Annotated in this window: 19 protein-coding genes; 10 read left to right on the top strand and 9 right to left on the bottom strand. The window is 61.7% G+C overall.

Features of this window, described 5'->3' with window-relative positions:
* Positions 1–60: 60 nt before the first annotated feature.
* From xseA to BLV41_RS19010, 3 genes are read left to right on the top strand one after another with little or no spacing between them, the layout of a single operon-like run.
* On the top strand, positions 61–1,296 hold the full coding sequence (gene xseA / locus BLV41_RS19020) for an exodeoxyribonuclease VII large subunit (RefSeq protein ID WP_044578224.1): 1,236 nt from the start codon (positions 61–63) through the stop codon (positions 1,294–1,296).
* A 53-nt stretch (positions 1,297–1,349) separates the two neighbouring features.
* Positions 1,350–1,595: an exodeoxyribonuclease VII small subunit gene (locus tag BLV41_RS19015; protein ID WP_044578229.1), complete on the top strand. Its 246-nt coding sequence runs from the start codon at positions 1,350–1,352 to the stop codon at positions 1,593–1,595.
* Positions 1,596–1,603: 8 nt separating this feature from the next.
* Complete coding sequence (locus BLV41_RS19010; protein WP_074712944.1) at positions 1,604–2,464, top strand: CE1 family esterase; 861 nt, start codon at positions 1,604–1,606, stop codon at positions 2,462–2,464.
* Here the strand turns inward: BLV41_RS19010 and BLV41_RS19005 are convergent.
* The 4 genes from BLV41_RS19005 to BLV41_RS18990 form a co-directional block, all read right to left on the bottom strand.
* On the bottom strand, positions 2,457–3,317 hold the full coding sequence (locus BLV41_RS19005) for a PPK2 family polyphosphate kinase (RefSeq protein WP_074712943.1): 861 nt from the start codon (positions 3,315–3,317) through the stop codon (positions 2,457–2,459). The two genes, BLV41_RS19010 and BLV41_RS19005, sit on opposite strands and share 8 nt — an antisense overlap.
* Before the next feature lie 15 nt (positions 3,318–3,332).
* A complete protein-coding gene (locus tag BLV41_RS19000; RefSeq protein ID WP_074712942.1) occupies positions 3,333–4,550 on the bottom strand; it encodes a pyridoxal phosphate-dependent aminotransferase in 1,218 nt (405 codons plus the stop codon).
* Between the two features lie 67 nt (positions 4,551–4,617).
* Positions 4,618–5,580 carry an ABC transporter substrate-binding protein gene (locus tag BLV41_RS18995; protein ID WP_074713446.1) on the bottom strand — a complete coding sequence of 321 codons (963 nt, stop codon included), beginning with the start codon at positions 5,578–5,580 and terminating at the stop codon, positions 4,618–4,620.
* A gap of 72 nt (positions 5,581–5,652) precedes the next feature.
* Positions 5,653–7,488 (bottom strand): glycoside hydrolase family 35 protein, encoded by a 1,836-nt coding sequence (locus tag BLV41_RS18990; protein ID WP_244516971.1) that lies wholly within the window; start codon positions 7,486–7,488, stop codon positions 5,653–5,655.
* Positions 7,489–7,701: 213 nt separating this feature from the next.
* Here BLV41_RS18990 and BLV41_RS18985 point away from each other — a divergent pair, with 213 nt between their 5' ends.
* On the top strand, positions 7,702–8,724 hold the full coding sequence (locus tag BLV41_RS18985) for a LacI family DNA-binding transcriptional regulator (protein ID WP_074712941.1): 1,023 nt from the start codon (positions 7,702–7,704) through the stop codon (positions 8,722–8,724).
* A gap of 9 nt (positions 8,725–8,733) precedes the next feature.
* Here the strand turns inward: BLV41_RS18985 and BLV41_RS18980 are convergent, their stop codons facing one another.
* On the bottom strand, positions 8,734–9,660 hold the full coding sequence (locus BLV41_RS18980) for an N-acetylglucosamine kinase (protein ID WP_074712940.1): 927 nt from the start codon (positions 9,658–9,660) through the stop codon (positions 8,734–8,736).
* A 17-nt stretch (positions 9,661–9,677) separates the two neighbouring features.
* On the opposite strand from BLV41_RS18980, the gene BLV41_RS18975 reads away from it, so the two are divergent.
* The 3 genes from BLV41_RS18975 to corA all read left to right on the top strand — a co-directional run bounded on the left by BLV41_RS18975 (position 9,678) and on the right by corA (position 12,454).
* A complete protein-coding gene (locus BLV41_RS18975) occupies positions 9,678–10,709 on the top strand; it encodes a nitronate monooxygenase (RefSeq protein WP_074712939.1) in 1,032 nt (343 codons plus the stop codon).
* Positions 10,710–10,874: 165 nt separating this feature from the next.
* The gene (locus BLV41_RS18970; RefSeq protein WP_074712938.1) at positions 10,875–11,390 is read left to right on the top strand and encodes an Lrp/AsnC family transcriptional regulator; all 516 of its coding nucleotides are present in this window, start codon (positions 10,875–10,877) and stop codon (positions 11,388–11,390) included.
* Between the two features lie 68 nt (positions 11,391–11,458).
* The gene (corA, locus tag BLV41_RS18965; RefSeq protein WP_044578255.1) at positions 11,459–12,454 is read left to right on the top strand and encodes a magnesium/cobalt transporter CorA; all 996 of its coding nucleotides are present in this window, start codon (positions 11,459–11,461) and stop codon (positions 12,452–12,454) included.
* A gap of 19 nt (positions 12,455–12,473) precedes the next feature.
* Here corA and BLV41_RS18960 read toward each other — a convergent pair whose 3' ends face one another.
* Positions 12,474–13,775, bottom strand: a complete 1,302-nt coding sequence (locus BLV41_RS18960) for an ATP-binding protein (protein ID WP_074712937.1) — start codon at positions 13,773–13,775, stop codon at positions 12,474–12,476.
* A gap of 139 nt (positions 13,776–13,914) precedes the next feature.
* Here BLV41_RS18960 and BLV41_RS18955 point away from each other — a divergent pair, with 139 nt between their 5' ends.
* Positions 13,915–14,547 (top strand): malonic semialdehyde reductase, encoded by a 633-nt coding sequence (locus BLV41_RS18955; protein ID WP_074712936.1) that lies wholly within the window; start codon positions 13,915–13,917, stop codon positions 14,545–14,547.
* Between the two features lie 138 nt (positions 14,548–14,685).
* Here BLV41_RS18955 and BLV41_RS18950 read toward each other — a convergent pair whose 3' ends face one another.
* Entirely contained in the window at positions 14,686–16,482 is a 1,797-nt protein-coding gene (locus BLV41_RS18950; RefSeq protein WP_211481641.1) for a lipase family protein, read from the bottom strand.
* Between the two features lie 175 nt (positions 16,483–16,657).
* Between BLV41_RS18950 and BLV41_RS18945 the strand changes: the two genes are divergently transcribed.
* Positions 16,658–17,653 carry a malate dehydrogenase gene (locus tag BLV41_RS18945; RefSeq protein WP_074712935.1) on the top strand — a complete coding sequence of 332 codons (996 nt, stop codon included), beginning with the start codon at positions 16,658–16,660 and terminating at the stop codon, positions 17,651–17,653.
* Positions 17,654–17,702: 49 nt separating this feature from the next.
* Here BLV41_RS18945 and BLV41_RS18940 read toward each other — a convergent pair whose 3' ends face one another.
* Positions 17,703–17,921 (bottom strand): hypothetical protein, encoded by a 219-nt coding sequence (locus BLV41_RS18940; protein WP_044578428.1) that lies wholly within the window; start codon positions 17,919–17,921, stop codon positions 17,703–17,705.
* Positions 17,922–17,942: 21 nt separating this feature from the next.
* Complete coding sequence (locus tag BLV41_RS18935; RefSeq protein ID WP_074712934.1) at positions 17,943–18,650, bottom strand: NUDIX hydrolase; 708 nt, start codon at positions 18,648–18,650, stop codon at positions 17,943–17,945.
* 96 nt (positions 18,651–18,746) lie between these two features.
* Here BLV41_RS18935 and BLV41_RS18930 point away from each other — a divergent pair, with 96 nt between their 5' ends.
* A complete protein-coding gene (locus BLV41_RS18930) occupies positions 18,747–19,415 on the top strand; it encodes a TetR/AcrR family transcriptional regulator (RefSeq protein ID WP_044578270.1) in 669 nt (222 codons plus the stop codon).
* The last annotated feature ends 4 nt before the right edge of the window (positions 19,416–19,419 follow it).

The following is a 19,419-nucleotide window of genomic DNA, read 5'->3' as shown; positions in this document are numbered from 1 at the left end:
AGATATGGTTATTTCAAGGCGAAGGACAAGCAACAACGCACAAAGGACGGCGACACGGTTATGGCGGACACACCGGAGCGGAAGGTCATTGCACCAACGGCGGCCGAAACCACACCCGACAACCCGTGGCCGCTGCAACTGTTGAGCCAAAAGCTCAAGGCGCACATTGAAAAAGCACCGCCGGCTTGGGTTGAGGCTCAGGTCATCGAGTTGAACAAGCGGGCCAACGTCAGCTACCTGACGCTGCGCGATATTGACGCCGAGGTCTCCCTAAGCGTGACGGTATGGGGTTCGGTCCTGAGCCGTTTAGAGGCACCGATCGAGCGCGGCTCACGCGTGGTGGCCCAACTCAAACCAGATTTCTGGCTCAAGACGGGCCGTCTATCCATGCAGGGCCAGGACATCCGACCCGTTGGGTTGGGCGATTTGTTGGCCCGCATTGAACAATTGCGCCAAGCCTTGGCCGCCGAGGGCCTATTTGACCCTCGCCGCAAGAAGCCGTTGCCCTTGCTGCCACACCGTATCGGCCTGATTACCGGCCGCAATTCCGATGCCATGAAGGATGTTTTGCGCAACGCGTCATTGCGCTGGCCAGCCGTGGAGTTTGAGGTTCGCGAGGTTGCCGTCCAGGGCGTCAACGCAGTCACGGGCGTCATCGGCGCCCTGACCGAGCTCGATGCCGATCCGCGGATTGATGTCATTGTCATTGCCCGCGGTGGTGGTTCCCTCGAGGATCTGCTGCCGTTCAGCCACGAATCCCTGGTGCGAGCCGTGGCTGCCGCCCAAACCCCCGTGGTGAGCGCCATTGGTCACGAAGCGGACAGGCCGTTGCTCGATGAGGTGGCCGATCTTCGAGCCTCCACCCCCACAGACGCCGCTAAACGGATCGTGCCGGATGTTGGCGATGAACTGCGCCGCATCAATCAGGCTCGGGCGCAGCTCAACCGGCGCATTGAGGACCTTTTGGACCGGGAGATCGAACGGCTCGCCTACCTGCGAACCCGCCCGGTGCTTGCCAATCCGCAGGTCATGATCACCACCAGGTACGACGACGTTGCCGCCTTCCGCGGCCGGGCCCTGAATGCGGTGCGCACCCAGGTCAGCCGCCATCATGACCAATTGGCGCACCTGCGGGCCCAGGTCCGTGCGTTGTCGCCTCAAAAAACCCTTGACCGTGGCTACGCCGTGGTCCAGTTGGAAGATCGAAGCATTGTCCGGGCACCCGATCAGGTGCCACCGGGCACAAGTCTGAAGATTCGTGTGGCCGGTGGAGATTTCACCGCCGCAAGCAATTAATCACAAGCAATTACCAGCCCACCAAAGATTCATGCAATGACAGAAGGAAATCCATGAGCACCCCCAAACCCAACCCGGCCACAGCAGACATTGCGGCGCTCAGCTATGAGCAAGCCCGTGAGCAGCTCATGAGCGTTGTCAATCAGCTCGAAGCCGGCAGTTCCAGTCTGGAAGATTCGCTTGCGCTGTGGGAACGCGGCGAAGCCTTGGCCAAGCGCTGCGACGAGTGGCTCGAGGGCGCCAAGGCACGCCTCGACGCGGCCCGCGCCTCCGAGGATCCGGACCAGCCGAAGCAGTAGCCCGCGCCATGCGACAGGAAATCTTGGTTGGAGGACAGACTCGATCTTTCATAGTCCTCACGGCAGGCTCGGGAACTGAGCCAACGGCTCCCCACAGCTTGGAAGCAGTTGTCATTGTGCTGCACGGTTCGAGCCAAACCGGTCTGTCCATGCGGGCTTTCAGTGGAAACAGTTTCGACAAGCTCGCTGAGACCGGCAGGGTGGCTGTTGTATATCCTGACGGGCTGAAGAAACTGTGGAACCACAAGAAGTCAGCCCACATGGCCACAGACGATGTCGCCTTTCTGGCAGCGCTTGCTGATCATTTTCACCGGCTCCATGGCCCAATTCCGGTAATCGTCGTCGGGTTCTCCAACGGCGGGCAATTGGTCATCAGGCTGATCCACGAGATCCCTGGCAAGCTCCACGGAGCCGCGATTATTGGCGCAACACTGCCCCGTCCAGGCGGACTCGTTTTCAGCGATAAGCACCAACCATTGCCGGTCATGCTGGTCCATGGAACCCACGACGTCGTCGTACCCTACGGAGGTGAGGGCTGGTTCGCCAACCTCTTCGGCAAAGTACGTGGGCCATCCGCTTTGCAAACCGCGCAGTATTTTGCCCGGCGCAACCTCATCTCAGCGCCGCCGGTCACCGTTGCCCTGCCTCACCGCAGGGAAAGCGGCCGAACCTCGGTTACCCTGTCCCGCTTTGAGCAAGACGGACACCCGCCCGTGGCACTCTACACAGTGGCCGGCGGCGGGCATGTAGTGCCCCACCGCCGGCGAAAGACCATTTCCATTGCGGGCAGAACCACCCAAGACATCAGTGCCGTAGAGGCGCTGACCGAGTTTTTCCCGGTGCTGCAGCCCTGGCCCCCTGCTAGATAACGGCGTCCTTCAGACGTGCCCGTTCCTTCTCCAGGTCGTAGTCGCCCGTGGGCCACGCCAATTTAAGCCCCTCAAGGGCCTGGATCAGAATTTCCTGCACGGCCAGTCGCGCGTACCATTTCTTGTCCGCGGGAACCACATACCAGGGCGCACTCTCCGTACTCGTCTTGTCAAAGACTCGTTGGTAGGCGTCCATGTATTGGGGCCAGAACCTACGCTCATCCAGGTCTGTGGGGCTGTATTTCCAGTACTTTGTGGGATCGTCAAGGCGCGCCGTGAGCCGTTCCAGCTGCTCGGCCGGACTGATGTTGAGCATGACCTTGATAACTGTGGTGCCAGCCGCTGCCAGCTCGGCCTCGAATTCGTTGATGGCCGCATAGCGTCGTTCGAGTTCATCGGCGTCTGCCCAGCCATGCACACGGTGAATCAGCACGTCCTCATAGTGGGACCGGTCAAACACGCCAAAAATGCCCGGACCGGGCGCACCGGGGCGCACCCGCCACAAGAAGTCGTGCGCTTTTTCCTCATCCGTGGGCGCTTTGAAAGTTGTCAGTTTGATGCCCTGCGGGTCCACCGAACCCACCACGTGTCCCACAATGCCGCCCTTGCCCGCCGTGTCCATGGCCTGCAAAATCAGGAGCACCGACTTCTTTCCGCCAAAACGGCTCTCGGCAAAGAGTTGCTCCTGGAGCTGGGCCAGTGCCGGTGCCCGAGCTACCAAGGCGGCAGCGCCGTCGACCTTCTTGCCGGAAAACCCCGGGCGCGCATCAGTGGGCTGTTGGGCCAGGGAAAATCCTGGCCCAACACGCAACAAGTCGGCGGGGTGGTCGGTAAAACCAACGGGCAACGGCATGGGTGGAACCTTTCCTTAGGGTTTGTACGTGCTCAGGAACTCCGCAATCCTGCCAATGGCCTCTTCAAGATCCTTGACGTTGGGCAAGGTGACAAGGCGGAAGTGATCGGGGCGGATCCAGTTGAACGCGGTGCCATGGGAAACGAGAATCTTTTGTGATTCCAGCAGGTCCAGGGCGAACTTCTCATCGCTCTTGATGGGGTACACCACTGGGTCAAGCTTCGGGAACAGGTACAGCGCGCCCTTGGCCTGATTGACGGAGACACCCGGAATTTCGTTGAGCAAGCGGTACGCAATATCGCGCTGTTCCTTCAACCTGCCGCCGGGCAGAATCAGGTCCTCAATGCTCTGGTGCCCACCCAATGCCGTCTGGATGGCGTGCTGTCCGGGGACATTGGCGCACATGCGCATGTTCGCGAGCAGGTTGATGCCTTCAAGGTAGTCCGCGGCACGGGACTTGGGTCCAGAAATGGCCAGCCAGCCTGAGCGGTAGCCACAGATCCGGTACGCCTTGGACAGGCCGCTGAAGGTCATGCACAGCACGTCGTCACCGGTGATGGTGGCGGTATTAATGTGTTCGGCACCGTCATAGAGGATTTTCTCGTAGATCTCATCCGAGAAGACCACCAGGTTGTGCTTGCGGGCCAGATCCACCATGCCCTGCACAATGTGCCTGGGGTATACGGCGCCCGTGGGATTGTTGGGGTTGATGATGACAATGCCCTTGGTCTTGGGCGTGATTTTGGCTTCCAGATCCTCAAGATCCGGCCACCATTCGTTGTCCTCATCGCAGATGTAGTGCACGGGGCGCCCGCCGGCCAGGCTCACGGAGGCCGTCCACAGCGGGTAGTCGGGCGTGGGGACGAGCACCTCGTCGCCATTGTTCAGCAACGCCATGAGGGACAAGGTGATGAGTTCACTGACCCCGTTGCCGAGGTAAACATCGTCAACATGGATGTTTTGGATGCCACGCGTTTGGTAGTACTGGACAACGGCTGTGCGGGCCGAAAAAATGCCGCGGGAATCGCTGTAACCCTGGGCATGGGGCAGGTGGCGGATCATGTCCACCAGAATCGCATCCGGCGCTTCAAAGCCGAAGGGAGCCGGATTGCCAATGTTCAGCTTCAGGATCCGGTGGCCTTCGGCCTCCAACTCCTGGGCCCGTTCCAAGACGGGTCCGCGGATGTCATAGAGAACGTTGTGGAGCTTGGTGGACTGGGTGAATTCTGCCATTTACCCAATATGGCACACGGCACCGCATATTGGCCTCCACAACGTGCCGATCGGTTGATGCCAATGGCTAAGAACTGGCCTTGACCAGCCCCTGTTGCGTCAGCCAAGCTGTGGCAGCCTCGCTCAAATTGGCGTAGTGGCCATCCTGGGAAAGGCGGTTGAGATTGCTGAGCTCGTCAGTGGTCAAAGCCGCGCTGACCTTGTCGATGACCACTTGAAGGGCATCGGTGACTTTGCTCGTTGCCACCAAGGGAACAATGTTTTGGCTGGGAAACAAACCCTTGGGATCGTTCAAGACCACCAGTGCATTGTCCGCAATGGCCGGCGAGGTGTTGGGCATGCTCGCCAGTTGAACATCATCACGAAGCAACGCCCACAGGGTGCTGTCATCGCCGAAGGTCAGGGTGGGGGCCAAGGATTCATACGACTTCGGTACGCAGTTGTAGTCGCTACCCAACCCGGCCAGTCCCCCTGCCTTGGTCTTAAACATGGCGGAGCCGCCCATGCTGAGCTTCTGGCAAACCTTGCCCACATCGCTTAGGCTCTTGAGCTGGTATTTCTCGGCCGTCACGGCCGTCACCACAATGCTGTCTTGGTCCTCCACCTTTGCGGGGTCCAAAAGTTCCAAGCCGCTGGGCAACTCAGCTTTCAAGGCATCCACCACGGCGCTCGTTGTCTCGGCCGTGGCCTCCGCGGACACCTCGGCCAGGGCCACGCGGGAGTACACCGGAACCACATCGGCGCTGCCCTGCCCCAGGCTTGCCAGCAAGGTCCCCGTGGGGGCAGGAGTTTGGACCACTGAAGCCTGCACGCCTGCCGCATAGAGGGCGGCCGCATAAACGTGGGCAACCAGTGCGCCTTCGGCCGGGTCTACGCCGTCGGGCACGTGCGGCGTCCCGATTTTCAGAACCGTCTCACCCGGCGCCTTCGAGGCGCTGGGAATGCTGACGATCGGCTCGGGAGTGCAGGCCGTGGCCGCGCCCGTAAAGAGCACGGCCACCGTCAATGCAGCGGCGATCTTTCGGTGCATGAATCTCGGCTGCACGAATTTGCGCTGCACTGTGACCTCTCCTGACTATTGCTGATGGGCTTGCCTCACGGGTTACCCCAAATCCTCAACATACGTTACCCCGACGGCGCCCAAGTCAGGTTCAGTGCGAAACTCGGCGTCCGTTCCACTGTGCTCAAGTTCGAGGATGGTGATGGCGTTAATTCCAGCTTTCAATAGCGGCCCGGGAACATAGAGCGTGACCTGCGGTCCCGATTTCCAGAAACGGCCCAAAAGGAACCCGTTGATCCAGACAAAGCCCTTGCCAAAGCCGGGAAGCGCCAGATAAGTATCCGCCGGTTCGTGAACGTCCAGCTCGCCGTGGAAGAATCCTGCCCCCGCCTCGGCGGCGTCGGTGGCCTCAGTTGCTCCCAACGACAGCAGCTCCGCCAGCGGCCTGTCCAGATCGATGGCCCGCTGTTCCCAGTGGAAAACATAGCGCTGGTTGATCAGGACACCGTCAAGAATGCCCTTGCCCTGGCCAAAGAACGGGCCGTAGTTGATGCGGCCCTGGTTCTCGACGAGGATTTCAAGCTGGGCAGCTACACCACGTCCGTGGACCGTCAGACCAGCCTCGCCCGTGGCGTCGCTCAAGACGCCTGCGAACACGTTGTCCACCCATACATAAGCTCGATCGTGGAGACCCCGGATCTTGATGGTGCCATCCCCTGCGGGCAGCACCGCCTTGGCACTGTAGTGGACCAGTCCACGGTCAAGGCCCAACTGTTCAAAGGACATCGGTTTAACGCTGGGCACCGGATGAGCAGCGCGCATGAAGTCCACCAACGCTGTCCCCCGGGTCAAGGGAATGTCGGTAGCGGCCAACACGGGTGCCGGCTGTTCCAGGCGTTGGGGAACGGGCGTCAATTCGCGGCCTGCGGCAGCGAAGAAGGCTTCCCGCATGGCATGGAATTTCGCCGTGAGGCGCCCGTCCTCGGCGATGGGTGCATCGGAGTCGTAGCTGGTCACGGTGGGTTGGATGGCGCCGTCGTGGTTGGAGCCGGAACCCAACCCAAAATTGGTTCCTCCGTGCGCCATGTAGAGGCAGATCGAACCGCCCACGTCGAGAATCTTTTTAGCCTCTGCAGCGGCTTCCGTGCCGCTGCGGGTGTGGTGGTCCTCGCCCCAGTGATCAAACCAGCCGTTCCAGAATTCCACATTGAAGAAGGGTTCGCCAGGTCGCCTGCGCTCCCAAATTTCATCGGCTTCCTGACCGCGGGAACCCAGCGTAGCCGTTGCCCAGGTGTCCGGCAGGGCGCCGCCATCAAGAAAGTAGTCAGTGCCGCCGTCGGCCGTGAAAAGGATTTCCGTGATGCCGCCGTCAATGAGTGCTTGGCGGTTCCAGCGCAGGTACTCTTGGTCGTCACCATAGCTGCCGTATTCATTTTCGATTTGAACCGCGATGACCGGGCCGCCATGGCTCGCCTGAAGCGGCTCGATCACGGGCAAAAGGTGCGCGAACCATTCCTCAACGGCGCCGGTGAACAGCTTGTCGGATGAGCGCAGCACCATCTCAGAATTGGAGATCGCCCAGGACGGAAATCCGCCATTGTCCCATTCGGCGCAGATGTACGGGCCGGGGCGCACAATGACATCCAATCCGGCGTCGCCGGCAATGGTGATGAACCGGGCCAGGTCCTTCCATCCCGTGAAATCCGGGGCGACGTGCCGATATGGCTGGTGAAAGTTCCAGGCAACATAGGTGTCGAGCGTATTGACACCCATCGCCACCAGCCGATCGATCCGGTCCTGCCACTGCTCGGGATGGATCCGGAAATAGTGCACGGCGCCGGCAATGATGCGGTGCGGCTCCCCGTTCTTGAACAACTGGCGGTCGGCATAGCTCAGCGCAGGTGTAGCGGCGCCTTGCTGGATAGCGGTTGTAGACAACTAATCTCCTGGAACTAATTAATCGAATTGAAGGTAAAGCTTCTGTTATCGATAACAACATTACGCGTCATGGAGGCAAAAAGGTCACAAACTCACCATCATCTTCACGAATTCACGGTATGTTACAAGTAAACATTCAGGAATCGCCACGGAACTCCTTCCGCAGCTGGCGAGTCCGACGCAGCAACGCTAGTAACGCCGTAAAGGAAATCGATGAGTGCGCAGCAGTACACCCGTGGCCCGTCCATGCGAGACGTCGCAACAGCCGCGGGAGTCTCCGCGCAGACCATTTCCCGCGTGCTCAATGACCATCCCAACGTTCAGGAAAGCACCCGCCGGCGAGTCTTGGCCGTGGTCGAGGAACTCGGATACCGCAGGAACAACACGGCCAGGGCGCTCGTCACCGGGCGTTCCAAAACCATTGGTGTACTGACTCTCGCTACGAGCAACTACTCGAAGGCCGCCCTGGCCTTGGGTGTTGAGCTGGGTGCGCGCGAGATGGGCTACACCGTCAACGCTGTCACCTCTGACCTGACCGTTCAGGGCCTGACCGACGCCGTCAGCCGGCTGGTTTTGCAGGGCGTGGATGGAATTGTCATCGCCGCCCCCCTCCAGGAAGCCACCGAACAGATCAGCAAGATCACGGCGCGAATTCCCACCATCAACACCGACGGCTCCTCCAGCATGGGCGAGGGCATGGTGGGTGTGGACCAGGACATGGCCGCGGTTCTGGCCACCAAGCACCTTCTGGAACTCGGGCACAAGACCGTCTGGCATGTAGCAGGACCCGCCGAATGGTCTGACGCTGCGAGCCGTTTGAACAGCTGGCGCCGAACCCTGCAGGAAGCAGGTCGCGAGGTGCCGCCCGAGCTCAACGGTGATTGGAGCCCGGAATCGGGATACCACAACGGACTCATCCTGGGCCGCATGCCCGAGGTGACGGCCATCTTGGTTGCCAGTGATGAAATGGCGTTCGGCGTGCTCCGTGCACTGAACGAACTTGGTCGGCGCGTTCCGGAAGATATCTCGGTGGTGGGCATCGATGACATCGACCTCGCCGCGTTCGCCAACCCTCCGCTGACCACCGTGCGTCAGTCCTTTGAGGACACTGGGCGGCGCGCCGTGCTGCGTCTGGTGGCCCAGATTACCGACCCGAGCCTGGGCAGCGCCCCAGATCTCGTGGCGCCCACCTTGGTTGTCCGCGGCAGCACTGCTCCCCCGCCGGCGGCGAGCTAGTCAGCTCAGCTACGCAGCTCGGACGGGGCGGGCCTGCCCGACCAGCAGCGGAATGCCAAAGATCGGGTCCTGCGCCAGAATGTGCACATCCGTGATGCCGCGCTCAGCAAGGTGTGCCTTGAACGCCTCTTGGAGCGCCGGGACGTTGCTCCCCATGCCGCTGCCCAACACTATGGGACCAGAAATGCCCAATTGACCGGCCACTTTAGCCGCCATGCCGGCAAGGTCAGCGCCGGCCTGGTCAACAAGGGCAAGGGCATGTTCATGCCCCCGGGCGGCAGCGGCAAAAATCACCGGCGACGAGGCCGCCCAATAGCGCCGTGTTGTGCCCTGGTGGAAGTGCGCGATCAATTCGCCCGGAGACGAAAGCCCGCAATAATCCAGCAGTGCCACGGTGAGGTCATCCGCAGGCTCCCCCGAATCCATTCGACGCAGGCTGTGCCGGACGGCTTCCCTGCCCAGCCAGTAGCCGCTGCCTTCATCACCGAGCAGATATCCCCAGCCACCTGCACGGGCCTCAACACCAGCCGCATTGACACCCCAAGCCGCCGATCCCGTTCCGGCAATCACGGCCACGCCCTCGGTGGCCCCCGCCGCGGCGAGCAACAATCGGGTGTCATGCACCACCGTCACCTTCGCACTCGGCACAAAGGGAGCGATCAAGGCGCGCAGGGCGGCGGCGTCGTCGTCCGTGTCAACACCGCCGGCGCCGGCAAAGACTTCCGTGGCCCCCGTGGCGTCAAGGAGTGTGAAAAGTTCAGTCATATTGCTTTGGGCTGTCTGGGCACTCACGTTCTGGACATTGGTGCTTCCCACGCTGGAATCGGAGCTGATCACGCCGTCTGTCCACACGATGCCACGGGTTTTGGAGCCGCCAATATCAAGCCCTACGAAGCGCGCGGGGTACTTGGGTGAGTTAAAGGGTTTAGTGTCCACGGAACTAGACTAATGCCATGTTCGTCACACCTTTGATCGCCGCACCCATGGCAGGCGGAACCACCACGCCGGAACTCGCCTTGGCCACGCATGGCGCCGGTGCATTCCCCTTCGCCGCCGGTGGTTACAGGACCGCAGAACAACTTGCCACCCATATTGCCCCGTTGCGCGCGGCTGGCATGGACTTCGGCGTGAACCTCTTTGTGCCAAGGCCTTTCCCTCTTGGTGCCGACGAGTCCGCGGCCCTGGCCACCTACCGGACTCAACTATTGGCCACTGCCCGCCGCTACGGCACCGAAGTGCCCGGCACGGTCCTGGCGGAGGACGATCCGAAGGTGCAGGATTTTTGGGCCGAGAAGGTCGATCTCCTGCTGGCTGATCCGGTCTCCATGGTCAGCTTCACCTTTGGCCTGGCACCAGCCCCGGTGGTGGCCCGACTCCAGAAGGTGGGCACGCGAGTCATGGCGTCGGTGACCAGCGTTGCCGAAGCCCTGGCCGCAGTCGAGACAGGCGTCGACGCTCTCCTGGTGCAGCACGCCAACGCCGGTGGCCATACCGCCGCGTTCCTTTCGGGGCCGACGAACTCCTCAGCTACCTTGCCAGAACTGATTTCTGCCGTTCGAGATGCCGTGAAGCTTCCAATTGTGGGCGCTGGCGGGATTGCCGGAGCCGAGGACGTGAAGGCAGTCCTGGCGGCTGGGGCCGAGGCCGCCGCTCTTGGCACAGCCCTGCTCCGCACTGACGAGAGCGGCGCGCGCACACTCCACAAGGACGCGCTGGCCGATCCCGCCTATACGGCCACAGTCATGACGCGGGCGTTCACGGGGAAGCTGGCCCGGGCACTCGTCAATGATTTTGTCCGGGACCATTCAGGCTCAGCTCCCGAGGCCTACCCGGAGGTACATTTCCTGACGGCTCCGCTCCGGGCCGCGGCTTCTGCTGCAAACGATCCACGGGCCCTGAACCTGTGGGCCGGGACCGGATGGAAGTCCGCCAAGAGCGGCCCTGCCGCAGCTGTGGTTGAGGGATTTCTAAAGGGCCTTTCCTAGGCCCCAGCCTGGCCGCGTCCGCCCCGAGGCACCAAGAAACGGTCCAGACCGCTCAGATATTGATCGGACATTGTTCGGATATTCGGAAATTTGCTAGTATGGCGAACTATCGGCTGCCATTTGGGGCAGGTAGTGACGACGGCATCACGATTCTCGGAGGATCCAATGGCAGCAACGGCGAAGAACGTTCGGCGGGAACAACCTCAGGGGAATCAAGCACCCGAGGCGCTGGATGCCGTGGACCGTCAGATCATTGACACCCTGGTCTCAGATGCCCGGATCACCAACAGGGATCTCGCCGACGCAGTGGGGATTGCCCCGTCCACCGCACTGATGCGCACTCGTGCACTCATGGAACGCGGCGCCATCGAAGGCTTTGAGGCAAAGCTCAACCTGGCCTCGATTGGCCGGGCAGTCCAGGCGCTCATTGCTGTTCGTCTGCGCGCCCACGATCGGGACCAGATCGATACTTTTACCGCGCGCGTCCCCCTGCTGCCCGAGGTACTCTCCACCTTTCACACTTCAGGCTCCGTTGACTACCTGCTGCACATTGCCGTCCGCGACACCGACGCGCTGCGTGATTGGGTTTTGGACAACCTGACCACCGATCCCGTGGTGGGCCACACCGAAACCACCCTGGTGTTTAAGCACATTCCAGGACACACCGGCCCGCTGGACTAAGCGAGTCCACCGACGCAACTCCGTAGCGGCGCGCACGCTTTTGGTCCCGGCACACCCATAATGGGCAGGTGACCATCATTGATAATGCCGTGTACGTGGACGGCTCGCGCTTCGCCAATCCGCACAGCCTGGAGCAGACCTACGAGGTCATGGATTCCTGTGGCGGGATGGCCTGGATTGGCATGTTCCGCCCCGATGCTGCCGAGATGAAGTCACTGGCCGCGGAGTTTTCACTTCACGAACTGGCCGTTGAGGACACCATCATGGCCCACCAACGACCCAAGCTGGAGAGGTATGACGACGTTCTCTTCACAGTGCTTCGGCCCGCCCGATACATCGATGCGGATGAGACGGTGGAGTTCGGCGAACTTCACATCTTTACCGGCAAGGACTTTGTAGTCACCATCCGCCACGCTGAAACGCCGGGCTTGGCTTCCACCCGAACACGGCTCGAGGCGGATCCAACGCTGCTGGCCATGGGGCCTGAAGCGGTGCTCTACGCCATCGTGGACCAGGTGGTCGATGACTACCAGCCCGTGGTGAACGGTCTGGAAAATGACATCGACGAGATCGAGGACCAGCTCTTTGCCGGAGATCCCAACGTCTCCCGCCGCATCTACCAGCTCTCCCGCGAGGTCATTCAGTTCCAGCGGGCCATCCACCCGTTGCGGGACATGCTTGAGCGGCTCAAGGCAGGTTTCGCCAAATACCAGGTCAATGTTGAACTCCAAAGGTACCTGCGCGATGTGGAAGACCACGTGGAATCCGTGACAGCCAGGGCAGACTCCTTCCGCCAGCTGCTACAAAATGCGCTGACGGTTGATGGAACCCTGACAACGAACCGGCAAAACGCTGCCAGCGCAGCGGAGAACCAGCAGATGAAGAAAATCTCCTCCTGGGCGGCGATCTTGTTTGCACCGTCCTTTGTGGGTTCAATCTATGGAATGAATTTTGATCACATGCCCGAGCTTCATTGGGCGTTCGGGTACCCCTTTGCCCTGGCCCTGATGTTCCTGGTTGGTCTTGGCATGTACATCATTTTCAAGAAGAAGACGTGGCTCTAGCTGACCTCAGCGAGGCCGGCTAGGTCCTTGCCAGGGCTGCGATGTCTTCAAGGAAGTCGGCGGCCACGGCATCGCTGACGGTTGCCTTCGTCTCGGCTATCGTCTCCAGGTAATCGGCCGTGACGGGACCACGCTGTGTACCGGGCACACCGGTCTCGGGTGCAACGGCGTCGAACATGGCCTTTTCGAGCGCCCGCTGGGACGCGCTGCGCGCGGCAAACTCAATGTCTGCGGGCGAGAATCCGCTGCTGGCCTCCACTAGTGCGGCGACGTCGATCCGCCCCACAACCTGGGCCGGAATGAATCGGTTCCACATCGCGGTGCGGGCCTCATCGTCCGGCAAGCCGATGGGAATCACGTAGTCGAAGCGACCGTGGCGCAAGAACGCCGAATCCAGTGCCCGGATGAAGTTCGTGGCGCACACCAATAACCTGCCCGGTTGATCGCGGAACGCTGGAATGATCTTCAGCAGCTCATTGGTGACCCCTTGCATGGGCGAGGGCGGCTCCCCCGAACGCTGCGAGGCAATCTCCTCGACCTCGTCGATGAACACCACGGCGTGCTCCAGCTCCGCAATCTCCAGGAAGGTCTGGCGCAGCGCTCCGGCCAATCCGCCGGGCTCCCCCGCCAGGCGAGAAGGGAAAACTTCCACGAACGGCCACTCCAGCCGCGAGGCAATGGCCTTTGCGAAGGTGGTCTTGCCTGTTCCCGGCGGCCCAAAAAGTACCACGGCGCGCGGCGGAACCACGCCGAATTCCTCCGCCAAGGCCGCCTCGGCCAGGGGCAAGACAAGCCGCCGCTCCAGTAGCTCCTTCTCGGCGGCCATGCCCGCCACCCGGTCCCACAGGTCACGCGGCAGGATGCGCCCGCCCAAATCCTCCAAGGCACCGAGTTCGGCACGCTGTACGGGGATGCGCCGCTCAAAATAGCGCAGATTCTTCTTCACCACGAACCCTCGGTTGGTGAAAGCCTCCACACGGGTTTCCGTTTCCGGCATGAGCGCTGAGAGCTTGTTCAAACCGTGAGCGGCCATCCGGTTTTCAACCGCTGCCAGCAGCAAGGTGCCAATGCCATTGCCCCGAAATTCCGGCAGGGTGGCGAGAAAGACGATCCATCCCTGATCATGTGCCGCGCGCCCAACGGCAGCGCCAATGACCCGGTCCCCCTGCACCGCCACCACGGCATGATCCTGTTCGCAGGAGGCAAGTACCTCTGATAAGTCATAGACAGGTTCCACTGCGCTCTCGCGCAGCGACTGCCACAGATGGAGGATTCCCTCCACGTCTTGCGGATGAAAATCACGGATGGTCCAGGCTGTCATGTAGCACCGCTCCTTTGCGTTAACCACTGCCGCCATCTTGGCACTGTGACGCAACTCATGGCAAAACGGGAAACAACCGGGAGCTTTCCAACGCTGAGCATCTATGAGAACACAATCTTTAGCAACAGGAAGCCGGCCCATGAGCATTGACATCGCCAACGAAATCGATTTTGACTCCCAGCTCGCCCTGAACAGTGAGGCCACGGCGGCGCTGTTCCTGGACGCACGCACAGCCAACGCCTGGTCGGATGAGGAAATCACCGACGAGACCCTCCAGGCAATCTACGCCCTGACCAAGATGGGCCCCACCGCCTTCAACGGCCAGCCGCTACGCATCACCTGGATCCGTTCAGCCGAAGCCCGCGAGCGTTTGGTTGAGCACATGATGGACGGCAACAAGGCCAAGACCTTGACCGCTCCCATGGTTGCGGTACTGAGCTTCAGCACCGAATGGCATTCACTCATGCCCACCACGGCACCGCACATGGCGGACATGATGATGCCCATGTTTGAGGCCAACATTGAATCACGCACCACGTCCGGCTCGAACAACGCCCACGTGCAGGCCGGCTACTTCATCCTGGCCGCCCGCGCCGCAGGTTTGGCCGTTGGTCCCATGACGGGCTTCAATCCCGCCGGTGTCGACGCCGAATTCAATGCCGACTCTTCCCACAGCGCATTCATGGTGATCAACCTTGGCAAGCCGGCTGGCCCCAGCACCCACGACCGGCTCCCCCGCCTGGACTTCGATCTGGCCACCGTAACCTTGTAATTTCTCTCCACGGTTTTTCGCTCCACCTAAAATTCCGGTGGATCATTTTCACCCAGGCGCGCTGTCCTCGTTTTTTACGCCGGACAGCGCGCTTTTGTGTGCCCGCACCAAGAACGCCACCGCTGCTTTGGTCCTGAGCTACGGCAAATCCGCGCAGTTCCCCGTGGCTGGCAGGCCCTCGATCCGCTCTTGCGTCCAGCTGAGCAGGTCAGCGATGAGCGGCGAGTCCGGCGCCACAACGCTCATGTGGTCCTTGCCCGCATACTTCTTGTAGAGCAGCTCCTGCCCGGCCCTGCATCGTGCGGCAACGTAGGCATCCTGCACGGACGGGACCACCAAGGTATCGGCCGCGCCCTGGGCTACAAACAACGGGAACCCAATGGGCAACACGGGGGTGTTCTCTCGCAAACGTTCACCCATGGCGCCCGTGGTGGGGTCCTTGCTGAAGATGGTCTTGTCTCTGTCAATCGCGAGGGCATTGATCAGGGACACCAACACCCCGGGTTCGGAAAGGCATCGCGTGGACATCTCGCGAACAAAGGTACGGGCCGCCGGGGCAATGTAATCGTTGAACGAGACATCCGGATACGTGTCGGCGTAGGCCGCGGCAACGTAGGCGGCAAACACACTTCCACCGGCAATGTTGGGCATGTTTTTCACCAGTCCAATCGCGTCGCTGGCGGGGGCCATGGCTGCCACGCCACTAATTTTGACGTCCGGAGCGTAACTGGCGGCCAGCCCGCCAGTCCACAGTGCGGCCTGTCCTCCCTGCGAATGGCCCCACACGACAGTTTCTTCAGCCATGGTCAGCTCATCCTGCTCGGTATCCAGCGCCTTAGCCGCCCGCACGGAATCCAGCACGGATCGTGCCTCACCCTGACCGATCAAGTACGGCTGCGGCCCCTTGGTGCCGAGGCCCGCGTAGTCGGTGGTGACGAGCACCCACCCGTTCTCAACAACGTGATCAAGCGCCGGCAGGGCGCCCGAGTCGAAGGATCCCGACAGGTTGGACGGCGCACACGGCTCGGCATAACCCGTGGTGCCGTGCGCCCACGTGATCACGGGCCGCGGCCCGCTGGCGGGTTTCAGCGAGGTAAGCACGACGGCGCTTGCCACGGCGGGCGTGGAATCGTCACGGGTGGTGGTGTACAGAATCCGCCACGCCCTGGCGTTCTTCGGGACACCTGTGGTGAAGGGCTCGCTCTTGAGCAAGTGGCCGGGCCCATCGGGAACAGCGGCCGGGGCGTCATAAAACGCGTCCACCCGGGGCGCGCCGCTGCGCACCTGCGCTCCCAGTCCGGCGACGGCCACCGCCAATGCCAGCGACAACACGGCACCGATGACCCGCATCCAGCGCCGGAACGGCGCGGGCCTGGTGGTTCCCACAGCGGGGGCGGCGCCCGGGCGCCGTCGTGCATGGAAACCTGCGATGAGCGCTGCCAGGGAATTGAAGATCCGCCCCAGGCCAAAGAGCAGGGTGCGGGCGCCAAAGAGGACGGCCACCACCAGCAGCGTCACATCGGGCCAGGCCAGCGCCACCACCCCGAAGACGAGGTCTGCGAGCGCAAGGATCATGGTGGCAACGCGTTCGTCGGCCAGGCGACCCTTGCCGAAGATGGCCCCGACGCTGCGGATCACGCCGGAGACCAGGAGGGAGATGGCAATGAAAGCCGGCAGCACGGCCATGGTGCCACCAACCCAGGCAAGCACCACCACGCCCGCGGCAATCCAGCCCCAACCCAGCATCATGCGAATGCTCGCGGCGCCGAACTTCTCGCTCTCCACCAGATCCGAGATGCCGGAGATGATGAAGCTGGCACCCATATAAAACGTCAACGCGCCCAAGGAGGAAAGCGGTTTGGTGGCAATGGTGAACCCCAACCAGGTGCAGAGCACTCCAACAGCGAGCGATACCCACCATGGTGCCTTGGCCAAAAGTCCCGGTAAAGCTCGGGCTCTCTCACTCCATGTGCGCTGTGGCAATGCGTTCTCGTGTAGTTGCTCCTGCGACACCCGGTCCCCTTCTGATGGTGGCTGCGCTCCCCCGGCAGCCTTTAGCAACTTTACTTGGGGTCCTCGCGTGACCATGCGCCGGGGCTAGACTGGCTGCATGAACGCACATGCGCCTTCCCCCGTCACCGTCACGGTCACCGGGGCCGCCGGCCAGATCGGCTATGCATTGCTCTTCCGGATTGCCTCCGGCGCCATGTTGGGCCCCGACGTGCCGGTCAAACTGAACCTGTTGGAAATCCCCCAGGCCGCCAAAGCTGCGGAGGGCACCGTCTTGGAATTGATGGATTGCGCCTTTCCCCTTGTGGCCGGGCTGGAGGTCTTTGACGATCCAGTCAAGGCGTTCGACGGCGCCAATGTCGCACTGCTTGTGGGCGCCCGTCCACGGGGCCCTGGCATGGAGCGGGCCGATCTTCTCAGCGCCAATGGTGGCATCTTCTCCGTACAAGGCAGGGCACTTAACGCCGGTGCGGCAGAGGACCTGAAAGTTGTTGTGGTGGGGAACCCGGCCAACACCAACGCCTTGATTGCGGCATCACACGCACCTGACATCCCGGCGTCGCGCTTTACCGCCATGACCCGGCTTGATCATGACCGGGCCGTGGCGCAACTGGCAGCCAAAACCGGCTCACCCGTCAGCAGCATCAGCAAACTGGCCATCTGGGGCAACCACTCGGCCTCCCAGTACCCGGACATCACCCACGCAACGGCTAACGGCATCCCGGCAACAACCCTGGTTGAACAGGGATGGATTGCTGATGAATTCATTCCCCGTGTCGCCAAGCGGGGCGCCGAGATCATTGAGGTGCGCGGCGGTTCCTCCGCCGCGTCGGCCGCCAACGCCGCCATTGAACACATGCGCCTGTGGATCCAGGGCACGCCCGACGGCGAGTGGACCAGCATGGCGGTCCCCTCGGACGGGTCCTATGGAGTACCCGAGGGCTTGGTGAGTTCCTTCCCCGTCACCACCAGGGGCGGCAAGTATGCCATTGTGCCCAATCTTGAGCTCAGCGACTTTTCCCGCGCCCGTATCGATGCCTCGGTCGCGGAATTGGTTTCGGAGCGCGAAGCTGTCACGGAATTGGGTTTGCTCTGAAACGCTCACTCAACGCACTCGCCTGAATCTCAATGCCCACACGGGCGGGCTAGTCCTTTCGCCCGCGCAGGAACCAGGCGATGGGCCCGGCAAAGTTAAGGAACGACGCCGCCACCCACCACCGTTTGCTGCCATTGATGTGTTCGGGGGTTCTGTGGGAGATGTCCCGCAAGGCGGCCACCTGCAGGGCAATCTGTACCGCCCCAAGCGCCATAAGGGCGCCGCGGCGGCCCTTGCTCAGTTCACTCCAACGCTTCTTTGGCGTCATGATGGTTCCTTCCATTCGGTGTCACCCAATTGTGTGTTCGAAGCTCCAGGGCAGGGCCGCGGTGAGCAACCGGTGACGGGCACCGGGCGCAGTGTGCTGAAGTGATGGATACGCGCCGTCACCGGGCCACATGACACCGCGTAAAGGTGATTCAGCTGCAGTTCCACTGTCAGAGGGGAGCAGGTGGGTTTCGTATTCAAAAGGCTTGTTGGCCTTCGTATCCGCGAGCGCCTGGGAGACGTTGTCCAGACCGGCCAAGTGATGCAGTGTGACCCAGGTCGGCGGAACCAGCATGATCTCGCCGCGACCATGGCGGGCAAGGGCTTCGGCGGGAGTCAGCCACGCGTAGCGTGAATGCTCATGGGGGTTCAGCACCACGGTTGTTGACACCGCAGCTGCCAGCATGAACCACGTCCTGAATCGTCGAGGAAGGCTCTGCAGGGGCGTCCACTGCGACAGCCAGACGAGATCAGAACCACGCAGCTGCTGCCCAGTTTCCTCCGCCACTTCGCGCAGGCCGGCACGCACGGCCGCAGCCAGTTCATTGGTGGAACCGCCGGTTCCGGCAACCCGATCTTCAGCGTCCACTTTCCCTCCGGGAAACACCCATGCGCCGCCAAAGGCCCTGCTGCTCTTAGGCCGTTCGAGCATCAAGGTTTCCAGCCCTGCATCGCCGTCGCGCAACAGCACAACGGTGCAGGCATCCTCTAGAGGTGCAAGTTCTTCCATGCCGACAGCCTAACAACGCCTATCCTCTCCCGGCCCGTTCAATTCCGGAGAAATTGATCATTGCCCCAGGCTATACACACGAGTAGCCTGCTATCTATGGGTACAGCCCAGCACGATTTGACCGGGAAGGCCCGGTTGCGGGACGCCGCCATCGAGTGTTTCGCAGCGAACGGATTCAACGAATCTCTTCGCTCTATCGCCGCACGTGCCGGTGTAACCGCCGGGCTCGTGAGGCACCATTTTGGTTCCAAGGAAGCGTTGCGCGCCGAATGTGATGCCACCGTGCTCCAGCGATACCGCACCTTGAAGACCCAGAGCCTGAACGCCGAACCGTCCGCACTATTTGCCCAGTTTCCATCCTCGAAAGAGGGCGGCGTGCTGCTGGTGTACATCCTGCGCAGCATCAGGGAAGGTGGGGCCGCCGGCCGTGACTTCATAGATCACATGGTCTCGGAGGCGCTGGAATTTTCCCTTGATGCCGTAGCTCGCGGGATCGTGGTGCCAAGTCGTAACGAGGAGGCCCGCGTCCGGTTCCTTGTCCACCAATCGATCGGCGCCTTTGTGGTCCGGCTCGCCATGCATCCGGACACGGATCTGGATGATTTCGAAGGCGTTATGGCGCAGTTCTATGCCGATGCCATGCTGCCCACCCTGGAGCTCTACACGGAGGGCCTGTTCACCAGCCGCGCCTACCTTGACCAGTATCTTGCTTTCCTGGCCGCAAACCCGCCGGCGGGAACCGCCGGCACATCCTCCACGCTGTAAGGAA

It is taken from the genome of Arthrobacter alpinus (genome assembly GCF_900105965.1).
In the GTDB taxonomy this organism is placed as follows: Bacteria; Actinomycetota; Actinomycetes; order Actinomycetales; family Micrococcaceae; genus Specibacter; species Specibacter alpinus.
The sequence above is the reverse complement of the archived record's forward strand: the minus strand, read 5'-3'. Positions and strand labels throughout refer to the sequence as shown.